The organism is Panacibacter microcysteis (assembly GCF_015831355.1).
Taxonomy (GTDB): Bacteria; Bacteroidota; Bacteroidia; order Chitinophagales; family Chitinophagaceae; genus Panacibacter; species Panacibacter microcysteis.
Genome location: NZ_JADWYR010000001.1, coordinates 1611697 through 1627959, shown reverse-complemented (window position 1 = coordinate 1627959; position 16263 = coordinate 1611697). Strand labels below are relative to the sequence as shown.

Annotated in this window: 15 protein-coding genes; 5 read left to right on the top strand and 10 right to left on the bottom strand. The window is 43.6% G+C overall.

The window, feature by feature from the left end; all coding sequences use genetic code 11:
- Positions 1 to 3: 3 nt before the first annotated feature.
- The 3 genes from I5907_RS06660 to I5907_RS06650 form a co-directional block, all read right to left on the bottom strand.
- The gene (locus tag I5907_RS06660; protein WP_196989932.1) at positions 4 to 1353 is read right to left on the bottom strand and encodes a glycoside hydrolase family 27 protein; all 1350 of its coding nucleotides are present in this window, start codon (positions 1351 to 1353) and stop codon (positions 4 to 6) included.
- Positions 1354 to 1357: 4 nt separating this feature from the next.
- Positions 1358 to 3346 carry an alpha-L-arabinofuranosidase C-terminal domain-containing protein gene (locus I5907_RS06655; RefSeq protein ID WP_196989931.1) on the bottom strand — a complete coding sequence of 663 codons (1989 nt, stop codon included), beginning with the start codon at positions 3344 to 3346 and terminating at the stop codon, positions 1358 to 1360.
- 272 nt (positions 3347 to 3618) lie between these two features.
- The gene (locus I5907_RS06650) at positions 3619 to 5163 is read right to left on the bottom strand and encodes an alpha-N-arabinofuranosidase (RefSeq protein WP_196989930.1); all 1545 of its coding nucleotides are present in this window, start codon (positions 5161 to 5163) and stop codon (positions 3619 to 3621) included.
- Between the two features lie 187 nt (positions 5164 to 5350).
- Between I5907_RS06650 and I5907_RS06645 the strand changes: the two genes are divergently transcribed.
- The 3 genes from I5907_RS06645 (at position 5351) to I5907_RS06635 (ending at position 8135) form a co-directional block, all read left to right on the top strand.
- Positions 5351 to 6244, top strand: a complete 894-nt coding sequence (locus tag I5907_RS06645) for a flavin reductase family protein (RefSeq protein ID WP_196989929.1) — start codon at positions 5351 to 5353, stop codon at positions 6242 to 6244.
- 195 nt (positions 6245 to 6439) lie between these two features.
- Positions 6440 to 7351, top strand: a complete 912-nt coding sequence (locus I5907_RS06640; RefSeq protein ID WP_196989928.1) for a carboxypeptidase-like regulatory domain-containing protein — start codon at positions 6440 to 6442, stop codon at positions 7349 to 7351.
- A gap of 97 nt (positions 7352 to 7448) precedes the next feature.
- Positions 7449 to 8135: a 3-keto-disaccharide hydrolase gene (locus I5907_RS06635; RefSeq protein ID WP_196989927.1), complete on the top strand. Its 687-nt coding sequence runs from the start codon at positions 7449 to 7451 to the stop codon at positions 8133 to 8135.
- An 89-nt stretch (positions 8136 to 8224) separates the two neighbouring features.
- On the opposite strand, the gene I5907_RS06630 is transcribed toward I5907_RS06635, so the two are convergent.
- The 7 genes from I5907_RS06630 to I5907_RS06600 all read right to left on the bottom strand — a co-directional run bounded on the left by I5907_RS06630 (position 8225) and on the right by I5907_RS06600 (position 14242).
- A complete protein-coding gene (locus I5907_RS06630; RefSeq protein WP_196989926.1) occupies positions 8225 to 8665 on the bottom strand; it encodes a hypothetical protein in 441 nt (146 codons plus the stop codon).
- Between the two features lie 12 nt (positions 8666 to 8677).
- Positions 8678 to 9424 (bottom strand): hypothetical protein, encoded by a 747-nt coding sequence (locus I5907_RS06625; RefSeq protein WP_196989925.1) that lies wholly within the window; start codon positions 9422 to 9424, stop codon positions 8678 to 8680.
- 37 nt (positions 9425 to 9461) lie between these two features.
- A complete protein-coding gene (locus tag I5907_RS06620) occupies positions 9462 to 10007 on the bottom strand; it encodes an RNA polymerase sigma factor (RefSeq protein WP_196989924.1) in 546 nt (181 codons plus the stop codon).
- Between the two features lie 88 nt (positions 10008 to 10095).
- A complete protein-coding gene (locus tag I5907_RS06615; RefSeq protein WP_196989923.1) occupies positions 10096 to 11061 on the bottom strand; it encodes a transketolase family protein in 966 nt (321 codons plus the stop codon).
- Positions 11062 to 11306: 245 nt separating this feature from the next.
- Positions 11307 to 12362, bottom strand: a complete 1056-nt coding sequence (gene galE / locus I5907_RS06610; protein WP_196989922.1) for a UDP-glucose 4-epimerase GalE — start codon at positions 12360 to 12362, stop codon at positions 11307 to 11309.
- 49 nt (positions 12363 to 12411) lie between these two features.
- On the bottom strand, positions 12412 to 13548 hold the full coding sequence (locus I5907_RS06605) for an inorganic phosphate transporter (RefSeq protein ID WP_196989921.1): 1137 nt from the start codon (positions 13546 to 13548) through the stop codon (positions 12412 to 12414).
- A 49-nt stretch (positions 13549 to 13597) separates the two neighbouring features.
- Entirely contained in the window at positions 13598 to 14242 is a 645-nt protein-coding gene (locus I5907_RS06600) for a DUF47 domain-containing protein (RefSeq protein WP_196989920.1), read from the bottom strand.
- Between the two features lie 120 nt (positions 14243 to 14362).
- On the opposite strand from I5907_RS06600, the gene I5907_RS06595 reads away from it, so the two are divergent.
- Both I5907_RS06595 and I5907_RS06590 read left to right on the top strand, forming a co-directional pair.
- Positions 14363 to 15658 carry a porin gene (locus tag I5907_RS06595; protein ID WP_231401986.1) on the top strand — a complete coding sequence of 432 codons (1296 nt, stop codon included), beginning with the start codon at positions 14363 to 14365 and terminating at the stop codon, positions 15656 to 15658.
- Positions 15659 to 15837: 179 nt separating this feature from the next.
- Entirely contained in the window at positions 15838 to 16227 is a 390-nt protein-coding gene (locus I5907_RS06590; RefSeq protein ID WP_196989919.1) for an iron chaperone, read from the top strand.
- Positions 16228 to 16263 lie beyond the last annotated feature (36 nt).

Here is a 16263-nt window from a genome sequence, read left to right as displayed (position 1 = left end):
CGCCTACTCAGCGTGCAATTTAATAACCATTGCCCCGTGTGCATTTATTCGCTGCGTGAAGGATTTTTTGAATACGCCTGCATCCTGCTTTTTCCACAGATCTCTTACGGCAACCTTACCTTTCAGACCTAGCTGTGCAAAATCTAAAGTAACTGCATGGGCACTGTCTGCAATATTGAATAAGGCCACATACAAATCTTTACTGCCCTGTACCTGCGAATACCAGGCCATGTTTCCATCCTTCTTATAAAGCTGTTTCGGGTTTTCACCCTGCTGGTTTACAGCAATGATTTCATCATTTGTAAAGAGTGTTCGTTCTATATTCCTGTTTTCGGGTAAGTTGCCGCCCAACATCAGCGGAGAACGGAATATACACCAGAAACTCATGTGTGTGTAAAGTTCATCTTCTGTAAACCTGCTATAACGTTCGGGCCCAACCGGCCCGCGTTTGGAGAGTTTACCAATCTGTATCATATCGCAATCCGGCCAGTGCCCTGCTCCGCCTGTTCCTTCCCAAGCCCGGGCATAGTCGAACATTTTCAGCATTTGGTCCCAGCTATCCCAAAAGTCGTCTGCCATGCGCCACATATTGGCGTTCGCCTGCACATGGGTTGCCTGTGCCACAGGTGTTTCGCCCGGAGAAATACTAAGTACCATTGGCCTGCCGCATTGCGCAATCGCCTTTTTATAGCCTTCGATTTCTGCGGCGCTGTATGGCCGTGCAATATCATCTACTTTAATAAAATCTACCCCCCACGATGCATACAGGTTAAGTATAGCATTGAGGTATTCCTGTGCACCAGGTTTACGCATATTTAACCCGTACATATGGTTCATCCAGGGGCAGGTAGATGATGTATCTGCTATCATGTCTGCGGTAATACCGTTTGCACCCAATACCTTCGATTTTGCCCATACAGCCTGGCGGGGTATGCCGCGCATTACATGTATGCCAAATTGCAAGCCGAGCGAATGTACGTAGTCGCCCAGTGGTTTAAAGCCTTTGCCGCCAAATGCAGAAGGAAATTTATTGGGTGTAGGCAATAGCCTGCCATAATCATCCATCGCAAGCCAGGGCACGTAAGAACCGTCATACAACTGTTGCTGAAATGGGTTGCCGATTTTACTGCCGGCCGGGTTGTCGTACGACCATAAGAAATCCACCACCACGTAGTTCCAGCCAAACTGCTTAAGGTTGGCTGCAACATAATCAGCATTGGCTTTTACTTCATCTTCATGAACAGCAGACCCGTAACAGTTATAACTGTTCCAACCCATAGGTGGTTTACCAGCAACCTGTGCCTGTATAACTGTTGAATAAAATAATGCTGCAGATATTAGTAATTTCTTCATACTGTTATTGCATACCGATCCTAAAAATGGTGAATGAATAAGGCGCAGCCTTTACACTGATCTTTTTTCCCTTAACATTCATTACTGAGGTTTTGGGAGATATATTGGTGGGTGATGTAAAAGAGTTTACCGCAAGCAGATCATTGCTTTGCATGCTGATGACTGTTGCCTGCGCTGCTGTTTTGCCGGCACCTTCCAATATTATTGTATTTTCCTGCGGCTTTGCGGAAGCGTTTACTACTTTAATAATCACTTCCCGTTTTACTGTGTCTATTGCGGCGGTTGCATACAGGCTGTCCTGCCCGGCCACAACTTCATTGTTAAGTGTAACGGGCACTACTTTATTGCCTTTATTCAGTGTATACATTTGTTGCACATAATAATCTGGTGTGCCATAAGATTCGAGGTTATTTACCCAAATAAGATCTGGTGTCCATTGCCAGCCATCCACATGCGCAAACAACGGCGCATAAGAGGCCATATTCACCACTGCTGCATTACGCTCCAGGCCGGTCATAAAGGCAGCTTCAGAGATAGCTGAGAGCCAACAGTTTTTCTGATCGCCTTTTGTACCGTCTACATGAGATGCATATTCACCGGCAAAGATTTTTGTGTTATTCCGCGGAAAAGTATCGTAGCGTTTTACATTGGCATAAAACCATTCGGGTGACCTGTAATAATGTTCATCTATAAAGTCTGCCTGCATGTTTCGCAGTTCTATATCCAGGTAATTGAATAATGCGCCATCCGGTGCAAAACCCGAACTGTTGATAAGTTTAATAGCAGGGTATTTCTCTTTGATGGCTTTTGTAAATGCCTTTAGTCTTTCCAAATATTGCGGCCCCCAGTTTTCGTTGCCAATACCCATCATGGTAAGATTGAATGGCGCCGGGTGCCCCATTGCTGCACGAACCTTGCCCCAGGTGCTTGCCACATCGCCATTTGCAAATTCTATAAGATCAAGCGCATCCTGTATGTAAGGTTGCAGATCATCCATAGGCACCACTTCTTTGGAATTGAACTGGCATGCCATACCACAGTTGATAATTGGTAATGGAGCGGCGCCAATATCTTCGGCCAACTGGAAATATTCAAAAAAGCCCAAACCAAAGGTCTGGAAATAATCCGGTGCCGGCCTGTGTGCAAACTCTGTGTTCCACCGGTTAATGATCAGTTGCCGTTCTTCTATGGGGCCGACAGTTTTCTTCCATTGGTAGCGGTGCTCCAGGTCGTAACCTTCTACTATGCAGCCGCCCGGAAAACGAATAAAACCTGGCTTAAGATCTGCGAGTTTTTGTACCATGTCTGCACGCATACCACCCGGCCGCCCTTTCCATGTGTCTGATGGAAATAAAGAAACCATATCCAGGTCTATTGCTCCGTTGCCCTCAAACCAAATATTCATCCTGCCCCTCATCACTGTTGCATTAGCGGTAAAAGCTGCTGTGGCTTTATGCCATCCAATACCCGTTTCTGCAGGCGTGATGGTTGTACTACCCAGCTCTTTACCCGCAGAGTCTGACAGTGCTATGTGCAACTTTACGCCAGCAGTTGCCTGGTGGTACATTACAGAAAAATCATAACGTATATCTTTCTTTATGCCCATACCCCTGAAACCCTCATTGGATAAGAGAAAATCTCCTTTTACTGCATTATCAACCGTAACATGAATATATCTTGGATTAGCGGTGTGTTCTTTCCTGTTCACCACAAGCACGGGCGGGTTCATACCTGCTACCTGCGGGTCTGTTTTGTCAGACATCTTTATGCTCCAGCCCATCAGGGGATTGTTGAATTCAAATGAACGGTTCTTCACCAGTTCTGCGTAAATGCCGCCGTCTGCACCAAGGTTGATGTCTTCAAAAAAAATTCCCCACATGGTTGGTGCAATGTCTGCTATAGGTTTGTTGGCCTTTACGGTAAATGTATGCTGGGGGTAAGCAATCGTTGCAATACACAGCAATACCGCGCCAAGCCAGTGTTTTATTTTCATATAAAAGCAGGTATTAGTATTTGTTAATCAGCTATGGATTACTATGGCATCGCCTGTTGTGTCACTCACTTGTGCGTTCCCATTCTATGGCGGCTGCAGCGTTCCGGTTCTATAAATACAATTGGTTTTAGCAGTGGTTACACAACACCGTACACGCAACTACATTTTGCAAACACACATCGTGTTGCCCATCATTGATCTGCGTGTACAAGAGTGCGACGCAACAGGCGATGCCACATGCACTGGTGCCGGGCACCAAAAATCTGCTCTTTTTATTTAAGTTCCAGTACCACTACGGAGAATGGTGGCAGTTTTAACGTTAAAGCATTGCCTTTTAAAGACGCGCCGTTAAATGCAGCGGGCTTTATTTTATCCGGCTCTTCAAATGAATTATAGTTCTGTAATTTGTTTGAAGTGAGGATACGGCCCGTTACTGATGTATATTGCCCGCCTTCGATATTGATGGTTATTACCTGCGTATTTTTTGTATCGATATTGGTAAGCGAAATATGTGTTTTACCACCCGCATCTTTTGATGCAGAAGCCGTAACGGCAGGTAATTTTTCTGTACCAACCACGTAATCGCTCGTTGCCAGTTGTATGGGCAGCAGCGTAGCGTCCTGGTGCACTTTGTACATTTCCATTACATGGTAAGTAGGTGTAAGGATCATTTTTTCTTTATCGGTAAGAATAACGGCCTGCAAAACATTTACGCATTGTGCCAGGTTGGCCATGCGTACGCGGTCTGCATGGTTATTGAAGGTGTTGAGTGTTATACCTGCAATCATTGCATCGCGCATTGTATTTTGTTGGTATAAAAAACCTGGATTTGTATTGGGTTCTACATCGTACCAGCCGCCCCACTCATCTACAATCATGGCTACTTTTTTCTGGGGGTCATATTTATCCATTACAGCGGCGTGTTTTGTTACAATTTCTTCCATTTTCCATGCTTCTTTCATGGTAAGGAAATATTGTGCTTCGCTGTAATCTGTTGCCGAACTTTTCTTGTTCCAGTCTATTACCGAATAGTGGTGCACACCAACACCTGAAAGCATCCAGTGCGGAATATTTTTCATGAGTGTTTCTGTCCAGTTGTAGTCTGCACCGCTTGCGCCAGAGGCTATGCGGTACAATGGCGCTTTGGCAGAATTGGGCATGAAAGTGGCAAACTTGCGGTATTCATTGGCATAATATTCTGCAGTCATATTTCCACCACAACCCCATGCTTCATTACCAATACCCCAGAATTTTACGTTCCATGGCTGGTCCTGGCCGTTTTGTCTGCGCCAGTCGCTCATAGGGCTTTTGTTTTCGAAATTGGTGTATTGAACCCAGTCTGCAAGTTCCTGTGCCGTACCGCTGCCTACGTTACCGGAAATGTAAGGATCTGCATTCAGCAATTTGCACATATTGAGAAAGTCGTGTGTACCGAAGCTGTTATCTTCTGTAACATTGCCCCAGTTGGTATTTACAATAGAAGGTCTTTTGTCTTTAGGGCCTACGCCGTCTTTCCAGTGGTATGTATCGGCAAAGCAGCCACCCGGCCAGCGCAGGTTTGGTATCTGCAGTTTTTTCAACGCTTCCACAATATCGTTACGCACACCTGCAGTATTGGGTATTTTACTGGTATCGCCTACATAAAACCCACCATATATACAACGGCCCAGGTGCTCTGCAAAATGGCCATAAATATGTTTGCTGATGGTAGTGGCGCTGCCTGGGCTGGCATTGACCATAACAGTAGCCTGCTGTGCATTAATTGCTGAGGTAGCATACAAACACAGGAGTAAGAGGGGCAATCGTAAATGCTTCATAATAACAGTAAGTTTTACCTAAGTTAAGATTAAGGAGGTTTAAAGATAAGTGTTATTTTGACATTTATTATTTCCACTTAATTATTTTTCGGGAACGCAGCTTTTTTTTAACCGCCCGGCATTAGTGAAGTTGATATGAGGTGTTTACGCAGTTTTGTTGTGTATTTTGTGCTATAAAAAAGCATTTATGCTAACACTCGAGCTGAAAGACCTTACAGTTGCAGCGCGGCAGCACTGGCTGCAGCATGCTATTGCCCCGCGGCCAATTGCATTTGCCAGTACAATAGATAAAAACGGGCATGTTAACCTTAGCCCTTTCAGTTTTTTCAACCTGTTTTCTAGCAACCCGCCGATTGTTGTATTCTCACCTGCCCGCAGGGTAAGGGATAATTCGACCAAACATACGCTGGAGAACCTGTATGAATTGCCTGAAGTGGCAATAAGCATTTGTGATTATGACATGGTACAACAGGTAAGCCTCGCCAGCTGCGAGTTTGCCAAAGGTGTAGATGAATTTGTGAAAGCTGGTTTTACAAAGACAAACGGCAAATACATACAACCTCCGCTGGTGAAAGAAGCTAAAGTAAACCTGGAATGCGCCGTAACAGAGATAAAGCCACTGGGAACAGCAGGCGGCGCAGGCAATCTTGTAATAGCAGAAGTGCTATGTATGCATGTAGCTGACGAAATTTTGAACGAAAACAAGGATATGATTGACCAGCGAAAACTGCAACATGTGGCGAGGCTTGGCGGTAACTGGTACTGCAGGGTAAACGAGACCAACCTGTTTGAAGTTCCCAAACCGAATACCAAGCTGGGCATTGGTATAGACGCGCTTCCCAAAAGTATTTTAAACAGCAGGGTACTTACCGGCAATAACCTGGGAATGCTGGCCAATGCTGATGAAATACCTGGGGTAGACGCTACATTTGAAGACACGCGCCTTAAAAATATTTTCCAGTATTATGCATTAACACCGGAAGAAATGGAGCATGAACTTCACCTGTATGCCCGGGAATTACTTGAATCAGGAAATGTTGCAGCTGCGTGGCAGGTATTGCTATCGGGTAGTATGGAATAGCAATTGTATAAGTTGCTCCTGTAACTGTTGTTCCTGCAGAGACTGTTCCATGTAAACACCGGAAACTACGCCCGGAACAGTTGCATTATGCAATGCAGTACAAGAGTGCGACGCAACAAAAGCTTCATACCTGTACAGCTGCCGGGCCCATAAAAAATATCATAAACATTCATGTGTGCATAATAACTTCGGTACATGAAAAGGCTCTTGCTGATCTTATTGACAGGCTGTGTTTTTAGTGCTTACGGACAGGTGAATTTACCGCGTGTTGTAGACTCGCTGAATAACAAACCTCTGGCTTATGCAATTGTGCTTTATCAAAACAAACAAAAAGTTACCTACACAGATGTAAACGGTTATTTCAATGTTTCGAAAGACTCACTGCCGCAGGATGATTCGATCATTATACAATACCTGGGATATGTGAGATATGTGCTTAGGAGCCGCGACCTGGCGAATACACTTGTTATTAAAATGGCGCGTGAAGACCAGGATCTGCAACCGGTGATTGTTTCGAACTGCCCGCGGTTTGAAGAATTTACACTGAACAAAAAAACGGGCCGCATTAAACAGTACGTAGGCCCGGGCCCGGAAACAAGGCTGGTGATCATGTCGCGCTATTACAATAATACCGGCCGTAATGCTTTTTTAAAAAAGGTAAGCCTGCTGCTTGATGAAAAGTCTTCGGCTGTGCAGATACCAGTGAGGCTTAGGTGGTATGAGTGGGACAATGAAGCCCGCATGCCCGGCAAAGAGCTTACCGATACCAGTATTGTTGTGTACCCCTACAAACAAGGCTGGAACGAATTTGAAATGCCTGACAAAACCATTCCTTTTCCGAAAGACTGGATTGTATTTGGTTTTGAATTTATATACCCGCCCGAATACGCGGAGCAATATAAAACGATTAAAACCGATGATGAACGTATTAAGTGGCTGAATGATCTCAACCATCGCTGGTCTTTGAGCATGCAGTATGTTGATAATGCTGATGAGGGTGCTTTTTACATTTTGAACAACAATGAAATAGCGCAATACAGCAAAAAGTTTGAACGCTATTATATGCGGCCTGCCGCCCGGTTTACAATTCTTTTTTGTAAAGAGTGAAGCAGTAGTAACATTCGGAACAACATAGCCATGCTGAAAAAACAGGTACAAATAACAAAAGGCTCACTAACTTTAATATGCTCCTAAAACTTTCCATATGAAAAAAAGTTTCTCACTGATTATACTCGCATTTACATGCCTTGCAGCTTTGGCGCAGCATGAACATGCCAGCCACCCTTCTACTTCTGGCGCAGGGTGGACAGACCTTTTTAAAACAGATCTTTCCAATGCAATATTTCCTGCCGACGTCTGGACGGTTACGGACGGTGTGTTTACTGCCAGTGCCGACGAGGCATTGTGGAGCGAAAAAGTATACAACAATTTTGTACTGGACCTTGAATTTAAAAATGCTGATGGTACCAATAGTGGTGTAGTAGTGCATGCAACCGATATGCAGGAGTGGATACCGCATTCTGTAGAAATACAAATTGCAGATGATTATTCTGCACAGTGGAGTAAGGCAAACCCTACCTGGCAATGTGCAGCTGTATTTGGCCACCAGGCAGCCAGCAAAAGAACAGTAAAGAAACCAGGCGAATGGAACCATTATACCATAACATGCATTGGCAGAAAAATCTGGATCGTGCTGAATGGTGAACTGGTAAACGAGTTTGACATGAGTTTGTATACTTCTGCTAAAAAGAACCCGGATGGTACAGATATACCTGCATGGCTAACAAACCCACTTGCTACTTTGCCACTGGAGGGCCGTATTGGATTGCAGGGCAAACACGCCGGTGCTCCCATATTTTTTAGAAATATCAAAATTAAAGAGCTGCCATAACACAGTTGTAACGGTAAAGGCCTGCAAAAAAATAGGCCCGCCCTGGAAAGAGCTGGCCGTTGCTAACCTATGAAAAACACCTATTTAAATTAATTTACTCTTCTTTGTCTTATTACACCACGCTGTGCTTTGGCACCGGGAAATTTTTTTCTTCTTTGCCTGTCCTGCCATTCTTTTCTAAACAGATCGCGGAGATTTTTTTCAGATACGAAAACCTTGTTGACTCTTTTGTCGGAGTTGAGTACGGATCTGAATTGCCCCTGGTACTTTTTGCGTATTTGCACTTTTCGCTCTTCAAATGCAACTTCATCATTACCAAAATGACTCTTTGCTTCTCTTATTTCTTTGAAATAATTGTTGTAAACGGGCCAGAATTTTTTGGATTCATCAGGAGTCAGGTTCAGTTCCTTCGTCATGTAGGCAACCGTTACGTCTTCAGCTTTGTTCGAATTATCGTTAGATTGTGTCTGAGCGACACAAATATAATTATGGAAACATAATAAAGAAATAATAATAAAAAATTTTTTCATCTTTAAGGCTATTTAAATACCGCTGGTATTTTCATCACTGTTTTCCTGCTCTGCATCAAGGTATCGTTCGATTTCAGCATCACTTGCATGAATAAGAAGATGATTTATATCAGGGTTCTCTTCCGAAAAATTTGTAGCATTAAAATCACCTTCTCCCACGTCATTTTTAAGATACCTGAGTATCTCTTCATCTTTTAAGGTAGCCAGTCTTTGCTCTACCGTTAGTGCATGTGCGGCATGTTTCATTCTGTGGTTTACATACAGGAAAGATGTGGTGGAAATGAAGAGCATAACTGCTGCTGCGGCGGCGTAACTGATCCATCTTTTAACATTGCCTGCTGCACCCATGGCTACAACTTTAGCCTGTTGTGGAGGGGCCGGCACTTTTGCAGGCAATACATCTTCAAAATATTGTGGCGGTACATGGTAGATATTTTCTTTACTTATTTTATTCAGCAAAGGCGCTACTTCCTGTAACTCATCATAAAATTCACCGCGGGAATTATTTTGTTGCTGAATTTTTTCCATGATCAGCCCGGCCAGGTTATCGAAGTAACCTGCAGGCACCTCATGTGCAGGGCCTGCTGCGAGCACTTTTGTTTGCCTTAGTATTTCGCCTTCCATTGCATGATCCAATGCCCGATCAGCCAACTGTTCAAAATAACCTGGCGGAACAACATAGGGGTATACCCTATCCATGTTGGCAATGGACGGGGCTATTTGTCTTAATTCTTCCTGTATGTGATTTGCGATAGCCATTTTAACAAATTGTTAGACCAGCAGGGGCAATATAAGTTTAATTGTTTTTTATGTACTCTTCAATCTTACGGGCTGCGTGATGGTAGCTTGCTTTTAAAGCTCCTTCACTTGTTTCCAACACCCTGCTCATTTCTTCGTAAGGCATTTCATCATAATACCGCAGGTTGAAAACAATACGTTGCTTCTCAGGCAACTGTTGTATGGCTATTTGTAATTTCCATTCCAGTTTGTTGGCATCGAAATTTTTATCTGCCACAATTTTATTTGCGAGGCCCGTTTCCACATCACTCAGGCTTATTGATGCCCGTTTTTTTGACTGCTCAATAAAAGTAAGCGACTCATTTGTTGCAATGCGGTACAACCATGTATACAACTGGCTGTCTTCCCTGAAATTATTTAGCCCGTTCCATACCTTTATAAACATATTCTGTAATACGTCATTTGCATCATCATGATCGATCACCATTCTGCGTATATGCCAGTAAAGCTTTTCCTGGTATTTTTTTATAATCGCCGTAAATGCCCGTTCCTTCGTTTCAGCGTGCCTGAAATCATTTAAAAGTTCCTTGTCATCAGCATGCATGCAGAGTTTGCTTTAGGCTATAAAAATAAAAAACTCACCCGTACAAAAGATGAGTTTTTCTTATGAAGGTTTAATATCAAAAGCTGTTTTATCCTTTTTTTCTGGCAATGGCCTTTTCTGCAGCGGCCACGATATCCGGTGTATCCAGCCCATATTTTTTTAACAGTTCTTCCGGCTTTCCGCTTTCGCCAAATGTGTCTTTGGTGCCAACCATTTCTATTGGTACGGGTTTGTTTGCACCCGCCACTCTTGCCACGCTTTCACCAAGGCCACCCAGTATGTTGTGCTCCTCGCAGGTAACTGCGCAACCCGTTTTAGTAATAGAAGCAATGATCGCAGCTTCGTCGAGCGGCTTTATGGTATGAATGTTTACCAGGTCTACCGTGTATCCTTTTTCTTCCAGTATACGCCCTGCTTCAATTGCTTTCCAAACCAGGTGCCCACAGGCAAAAATGCTAACATCGCTACCTTCCCCCACTACCTGTGCTTTACCAATTACAAAATCGCTGCCATCTTCTTTTGTAAAATTTGGCCATTTGGGACGGCCAAAACGCAGATAAACCGGGCCCTCGTAGTCTGCAATGGCTATGGTTGCAGCTTTTGTCTGGTTAAAATCGCAGGGTACAATAACCGTCATACCCGGCAGCATTTTCATTAACCCAATATCTTCCAGTATCTGGTGTGTGGCGCCATCTTCGCCCAATGTAAGGCCGGCATGGCTTGCACAAATTTTTACATTTTTACCGCTGTATGCAATGCTCTGACGAATCTGGTCGTACACCCTGCCGGTGCTGAAATTGGCAAACGTGGTAGTATAGGGTATGTGACCACCAATCGTTAAACCTGCCGCAATGCCCATCATGTTTGCTTCTGCTATACCGCATTGTACAAACCTGTTAGGAAAGTCTTTTATAAAAGGACCAAGTTTAAGTGATCCTGCAAGGTCTGCAGTAAGTACCACTACTTTGTCGTTTTTCTTACCTGCTTCGTATATACCTTCTCCAAAACCACCACGTGTTTCCTTTTCATTTAAAACCTGAATGTCTTTGAGCATGATTATATTGATTATAAGTGTTTATGCTTTTGTACCGGGCATTGGGATGGCTCCTCAGCATCGTTGCGTCGCACTCTTGTACTGCATAACACTGGTGAGCTTTGGGCTGCGGAGCCGGTCTGCTTCTGTTGCCTGAACAGTACGCCGGATTGTGTTCCCGGGGCTGTTCATTATTGTTCCTAAAGTACAAGTGAGTGACACAACAGGCGATGCCATAAGCACCGCTGCCGGCTACCCAATTTTATTTAATTCAGACTTGCGTTCTGCTTACTGATGAGTGCTTCGTCTTCCTTTACCCTTAGTTCCCATTGCCAGGCGGTGCGCATCATATCTTCGAGGTCGTACTGAATGTTCCAGCCGAGTGATTGTACCGCGAAATCATTGTTGGCATAAATAGCCACCACATCGCCCGGTCTGCGCGGCGCAATATTATAATTGAGTTTTACACCAGATACTTTCTCGAATGCTTTTATGGCTTCCAATACGGTAACGCCATTGCCTGTACCAAGATTGAACACGTCGCAAACCGTTTTGTTCTTATTGGCCATCAGGTACTGCAATGCCAGTGTGTGGGCATGAGCTATATCGCAAACATGCACATAATCTCTCACACAGCTTCCGTCTCTTGTATCATAATCACTGCCCCATACGCTCATTTGCGGAATTTTGCCAATGGCGGTTTGTGTAATAGCAGGTACCAGGTTTTGCGGTCTGCCTACGGGTAACTCGCCAATAAGTGTGGTTGGGTGTGCACCAACCGGGTTAAAGTACCGCAGTAAAATAGATTTTGAGTTGTGTGCCCTTGCAAATTCGCGGATAATATCTTCGCCCATTTGCTTGGTGGCGCCATAAGGAGATTCTGCTTTTTTTATCGGCGATTCTTCTGTAACCGGAATTGCATCAGGATTGCCATATACCGTACAGGAAGAGGAAAAAACAAAATTGGGTATTGAAAACTCTCTTACACATTTCAATAGGTTGATAAGGGAAAAGAGGTTGTTCTCGAAATATTCCAGTGGCTTTTCTACTGACTCACCTACAGCCTTGAAGGCTGCAAAATGAATTACGCCGGTTATATCTTCATTCTCCTGGAAAACGGCAAGCGTTTCATCAAAATTTTTGAGGTCTACTTTATAGTTCTTGAGTTTTTTGCCGGTAATTTTTTCGATGCCATCCAGCAGGTAGGTTGTTGAACGGGAATTATCGTCGATTGAAATAACGTCGAAACCATTTTCTATGAGGTCTACAACTGTATGAGAACCAATAAAACCGCAGCCACCCGTAACGAGAATTTTTTGCATATGCGTATTTTGGTGCTGCAAAATAAGTAAAACTTAACTACATAACCCGCTATACAAAAAGCTTAATGAGAGAATAAATGCCGGCAGCCAGTAAGCCGCTTACCGGAATGGTAAGCACCCAGGCCCACACAAGATTAACCGTAACACCCCAGCGTACAGCACTTAAACGCTTTGTAGCCCCCACACCCACGATAGAGCCTGTGATGGTATGTGTAGTACTTACGGGTGCACCAAGATTAGCTGCAGTAAATAAGGTAATAGCACCTGCTGTTTCTGCACAAACACCTTCCAGCGGGGTAACTTTGGTAATTTTAGTACCCATGGTTTTTACAATTTTCCAACCGCCACTCATAGTACCCAGGCCTATAGCAGAATAGCAGACAAAAGGCACCCAGGCGGGTATATCTGCAATAGATGGAATGTAATGCTCTGCAACCATAGCAGCACCGATAATACCCATTACTTTTTGCGCATCGCTACCACCATGGCCAATACTAAAGCTTGCCGAAGAAACCAGCTGCAGGCTTTTGTACATACCGGCGGTCTTGTAAGCGTTTTCGCCTTTAAGGTAGTTGTAGAAGTAAGACGCCACAAATATTACACCCAGCACAAGCAATGCCCAAAACTCAAATGGCTTTTTGAATTTGATGAATATAAGACAGCTTGATACTACGGCGATAATGATGGATATTTTTAACCAGAAGTTCTTTTGAATAGTTACCAGGGTAATAAACATGGAGATGATCATACCGATTATGGGTGCAAGCAGTATGAACAGCAGTGTAAGACTTATACCGCCGTCCAGGCTCCAGTTTACACCACTGAAGCCAGCGTGTGCAACCGCTGCACCGGCAAAACCTCCAATGAGTGTATGAGAAGAGGATGAAGGTATACCATACCACCAGGTAAGCAGGTTCCAGATAATGGCTGCAATTACACCGGCCAGTACCACGTATAAGTCGTAACTGCCTTCATGTACGGTTTTGGCAACAGTGTTGGCCACGCTGTGATCGCTGAATATAAAAAATGCCAGGAAGTTAAAAAATGCTGCCCAGACAACGGCCTGGAAGGGTGTTAGTACTTTGGTTGAAACGATTGTAGCAATTGAGTTGGCTGCATCATGAAACCCATTAATAAAATCAAAGCCAATTGCCAGTATAATAATGATTACTAATAATGTAGACATAATATCAGTTAAGCTGAGGAGGTTTGTAAAAAGCCGGTTAAATGCCTGGCTAAGCGTATTTAACGATGATTGATTCAATCACATTCCCGGCGTCCTCACATTTATCTGTAGCATTTTCCATAGCCTGGTAGATCTCTCTTTTCTTGATCACCTCTTTGGCATCAGGCTCTGTTTCAAACAGGCGGTCAATGCTCATGTCGTATACATCATCAGCCTGGTTTTCAATACTGTTAACTTTTACAAGAGCATCTGTTATCTGTCTCATATTGCGCATGTTACGCAGCTCCATAACTGCGCTCTTTACATGCTCAGAACTCATTTCAATAAGGTCGGCCATTTTTTGAATACCCGGATCATTTGGGTTAACACGGTAGAATCTTATTTTTTTGGCAGCATTGTATATATAGTCTGCGATATCATCAAGTGCACTTGCCAGGTAGTGGATATCTTCCCGGTCAAATGGCGTAATAAAATTGCGGCCTAATTCAGTAAAAACTTTATGGGTAAGTTCATCATTAATGTGTTCCATGGTTTCAAGCTGGGAAACCATTGCGTTACGCTTTTCAAGGTCAGTTTCGTAAACAAGCTGTTTAAGTACCGTACCCATTTTTGCAACCGTATTTGCTATTTCTTCAAACAATGAATAAAAGACTTTATCCTTTGGAGTAAAAAGTTTGAGGAGGTTTAACGCCATAAAAAAGTTTTGGCAAAATTATATTCCTTGTGCAGGCAAACCGGCAATGTTAAGTTTGGTAACAATTTCTTAATATAGGGTTTTCCCGGCAATTTTACTTTTGCCGAATATTATCATTTTATGAATAAATTGTTAAGAACCGCAATGTTTATTTCGGTTTTTTTGATATCCTCTTTTAGTTCCAACAGCCAGTTTTTAATGGATATGGTAGATACAACAAAAGATATGGGGAAAGGGATGCTTTCCATCTTTAAAAAATATGACCGTGTAAAAATCAGCGGTTATATGCAGCCACAGTTTCAGACTATTCAAACCAAGGGCGCTAAAAGCTATGCGGGTGGAGATTTTGCCCCCAATGTAAACAACCGCTTTAGCATGCGCCGGGGTCGCCTGCGCATAGATTATGTGCATTTCAGCGACACAAAAAAACCCTCTGTTCAATTTGTTTTCCAGTTCGACGGTTCAGAAAGAGGCTTTTTTACCCGCGATTTCTGGGGCAGAATCTTGGAAAATAATACTAAACTTTTCTCTTTTACTGCCGGTCTTTTTGCCAGGCCTTTCGGGTACGAACTTAACCTCGGCTCCGGTGACAGGGAATCGCCTGAGCGTGGTCGTATGTCTCAATCATTGATGAAAGTTGAACGCGACCTTGGTGCAATGATCTCATTTGAACCCCGCGGTAAAACAAACTGGCTCAGGTATGTAAAACTTGATGCCGGTGTATTCAACGGCCCAGGTTTAAATGCCACGGCAGACTACGATTCGTACAAAGATTTCATCAGCCGTGCCTCGCTAAAACCGGTTCCGGTACAAAAAAACCTGCTCCTTTCTGCAGGTCTTTCCTATTTCAACGGCGGTCTTATACAGGCAGATAAATACCTCTATACACTCGACAAATCCGGCCATTTTACTCCGGATTCAAGCCAGGCAAACATTGGCAGGAAACTGCCTCGCAAATACTATGGTGCAGATGCACAACTAAAATGGAAACATGGTAACGACGGCGCCACAGAGATACGCGGTGAATACTGGTGGGGTACACAAACAGCATCTGCAGCTTCAAACGAAACACCTGCGGCAATCTTTACCACAGATCCATATTACACAAGAAAATTCAACGGCGCCTTTTTTTACCTACTACATTCGTTTGATACACACAACCAGTTAGGCGTTAAATACGACTGGCTCGATCCAAATACCGGGCTTTCCGGCACCGGGATAAACACCGCCGCCAATGCACATCCTGCAGACATCAGGTATAATACAATTGGCGTAGGTTACATTCATTATTTTGATGACAATCTTAAATTGGTGGCCTGGTATGATGTGGTTAAAAACGAAAATTCGGCACTGGAAGGCTATACAACCGATATAAAAGACAATGTACTAACGCTCAGGTTACAGTTCAGGTTTTAAGTGTTGGTTACCAGCTTTAGTAATACTGTTAAGCTTCCGTTGTGTCACTCACTTGTACGTTCGGTTTTTATGGCATCTGCAGGCTGCGGTTACAGTCATGCCATATTTTAAAAATAAACTGGTGATATTGCAGGCATCAGGTTTTGTTAATAACTTTCGTCATAAACAATGCAAAAGATATGCCTGCCAAACCTGCAAACATAGATGAATACATCAATAGTTTTCCTGCCGTAACAAAAGCATATCTTCAGCAGGTACGGTCACTGATCAGGAAACTTGTACCGCAGGCAGCAGAAACCATCAGCTATGGAATGGCGGCTTATAACCTGCACGATACCTATCTGATCTATTTCGCAGGTTTTAAAAACCACATTAGCATGTATCCTTTTCCTTCGGGCAATCCGGTATTTGATAAAGCATTTGCAGATTATAAAACATCAGGCAAAGGCACCGTTCAGTTCCCGCTGAATAAACCGCTGCCCGCAGACCTGGTAACCAAACTGGTACTGTACAGGGTTGAAGCTGTTGCCAAAAAAAACACGGCAAAAAAAGCTGCCGGGAAAATATAAGGTTTGGTTGAACCTGCTGCAAAAAGCACTGCAGTA

Bases quoted from the DNA above. Each gene is read 5' to 3' on its own strand.
- I5907_RS06660 (WP_196989932.1), bottom strand. From the start codon at position 1,353: ATGAAGAAATTACTAATATCTGCAGCATTATTTTATTCAACAGTTATA.
- I5907_RS06655 (WP_196989931.1), bottom strand. From the start codon at position 3,346: ATGAAAATAAAACACTGGCTTGGCGCGGTATTGCTGTGTATTGCAACG.
- I5907_RS06650 (WP_196989930.1), bottom strand. From the start codon at position 5,163: ATGAAGCATTTACGATTGCCCCTCTTACTCCTGTGTTTGTATGCTACC.
- I5907_RS06645 (WP_196989929.1), top strand. From the start codon at position 5,351: ATGCTAACACTCGAGCTGAAAGACCTTACAGTTGCAGCGCGGCAGCAC.
- I5907_RS06640 (WP_196989928.1), top strand. From the start codon at position 6,440: ATGAAAAGGCTCTTGCTGATCTTATTGACAGGCTGTGTTTTTAGTGCT.
- I5907_RS06635 (WP_196989927.1), top strand. From the start codon at position 7,449: ATGAAAAAAAGTTTCTCACTGATTATACTCGCATTTACATGCCTTGCA.
- I5907_RS06630 (WP_196989926.1), bottom strand. From the start codon at position 8,665: ATGAAAAAATTTTTTATTATTATTTCTTTATTATGTTTCCATAATTAT.
- I5907_RS06625 (WP_196989925.1), bottom strand. From the start codon at position 9,424: ATGGCTATCGCAAATCACATACAGGAAGAATTAAGACAAATAGCCCCG.
- I5907_RS06620 (WP_196989924.1), bottom strand. From the start codon at position 10,007: ATGCATGCTGATGACAAGGAACTTTTAAATGATTTCAGGCACGCTGAA.
- I5907_RS06615 (WP_196989923.1), bottom strand. From the start codon at position 11,061: ATGCTCAAAGACATTCAGGTTTTAAATGAAAAGGAAACACGTGGTGGT.
- galE (WP_196989922.1), bottom strand. From the start codon at position 12,362: ATGCAAAAAATTCTCGTTACGGGTGGCTGCGGTTTTATTGGTTCTCAT.
- I5907_RS06605 (WP_196989921.1), bottom strand. From the start codon at position 13,548: ATGTCTACATTATTAGTAATCATTATTATACTGGCAATTGGCTTTGAT.
- I5907_RS06600 (WP_196989920.1), bottom strand. From the start codon at position 14,242: ATGGCGTTAAACCTCCTCAAACTTTTTACTCCAAAGGATAAAGTCTTT.
- I5907_RS06595 (WP_231401986.1), top strand. From the start codon at position 14,363: ATGAATAAATTGTTAAGAACCGCAATGTTTATTTCGGTTTTTTTGATA.
- I5907_RS06590 (WP_196989919.1), top strand. From the start codon at position 15,838: ATGCCTGCCAAACCTGCAAACATAGATGAATACATCAATAGTTTTCCT.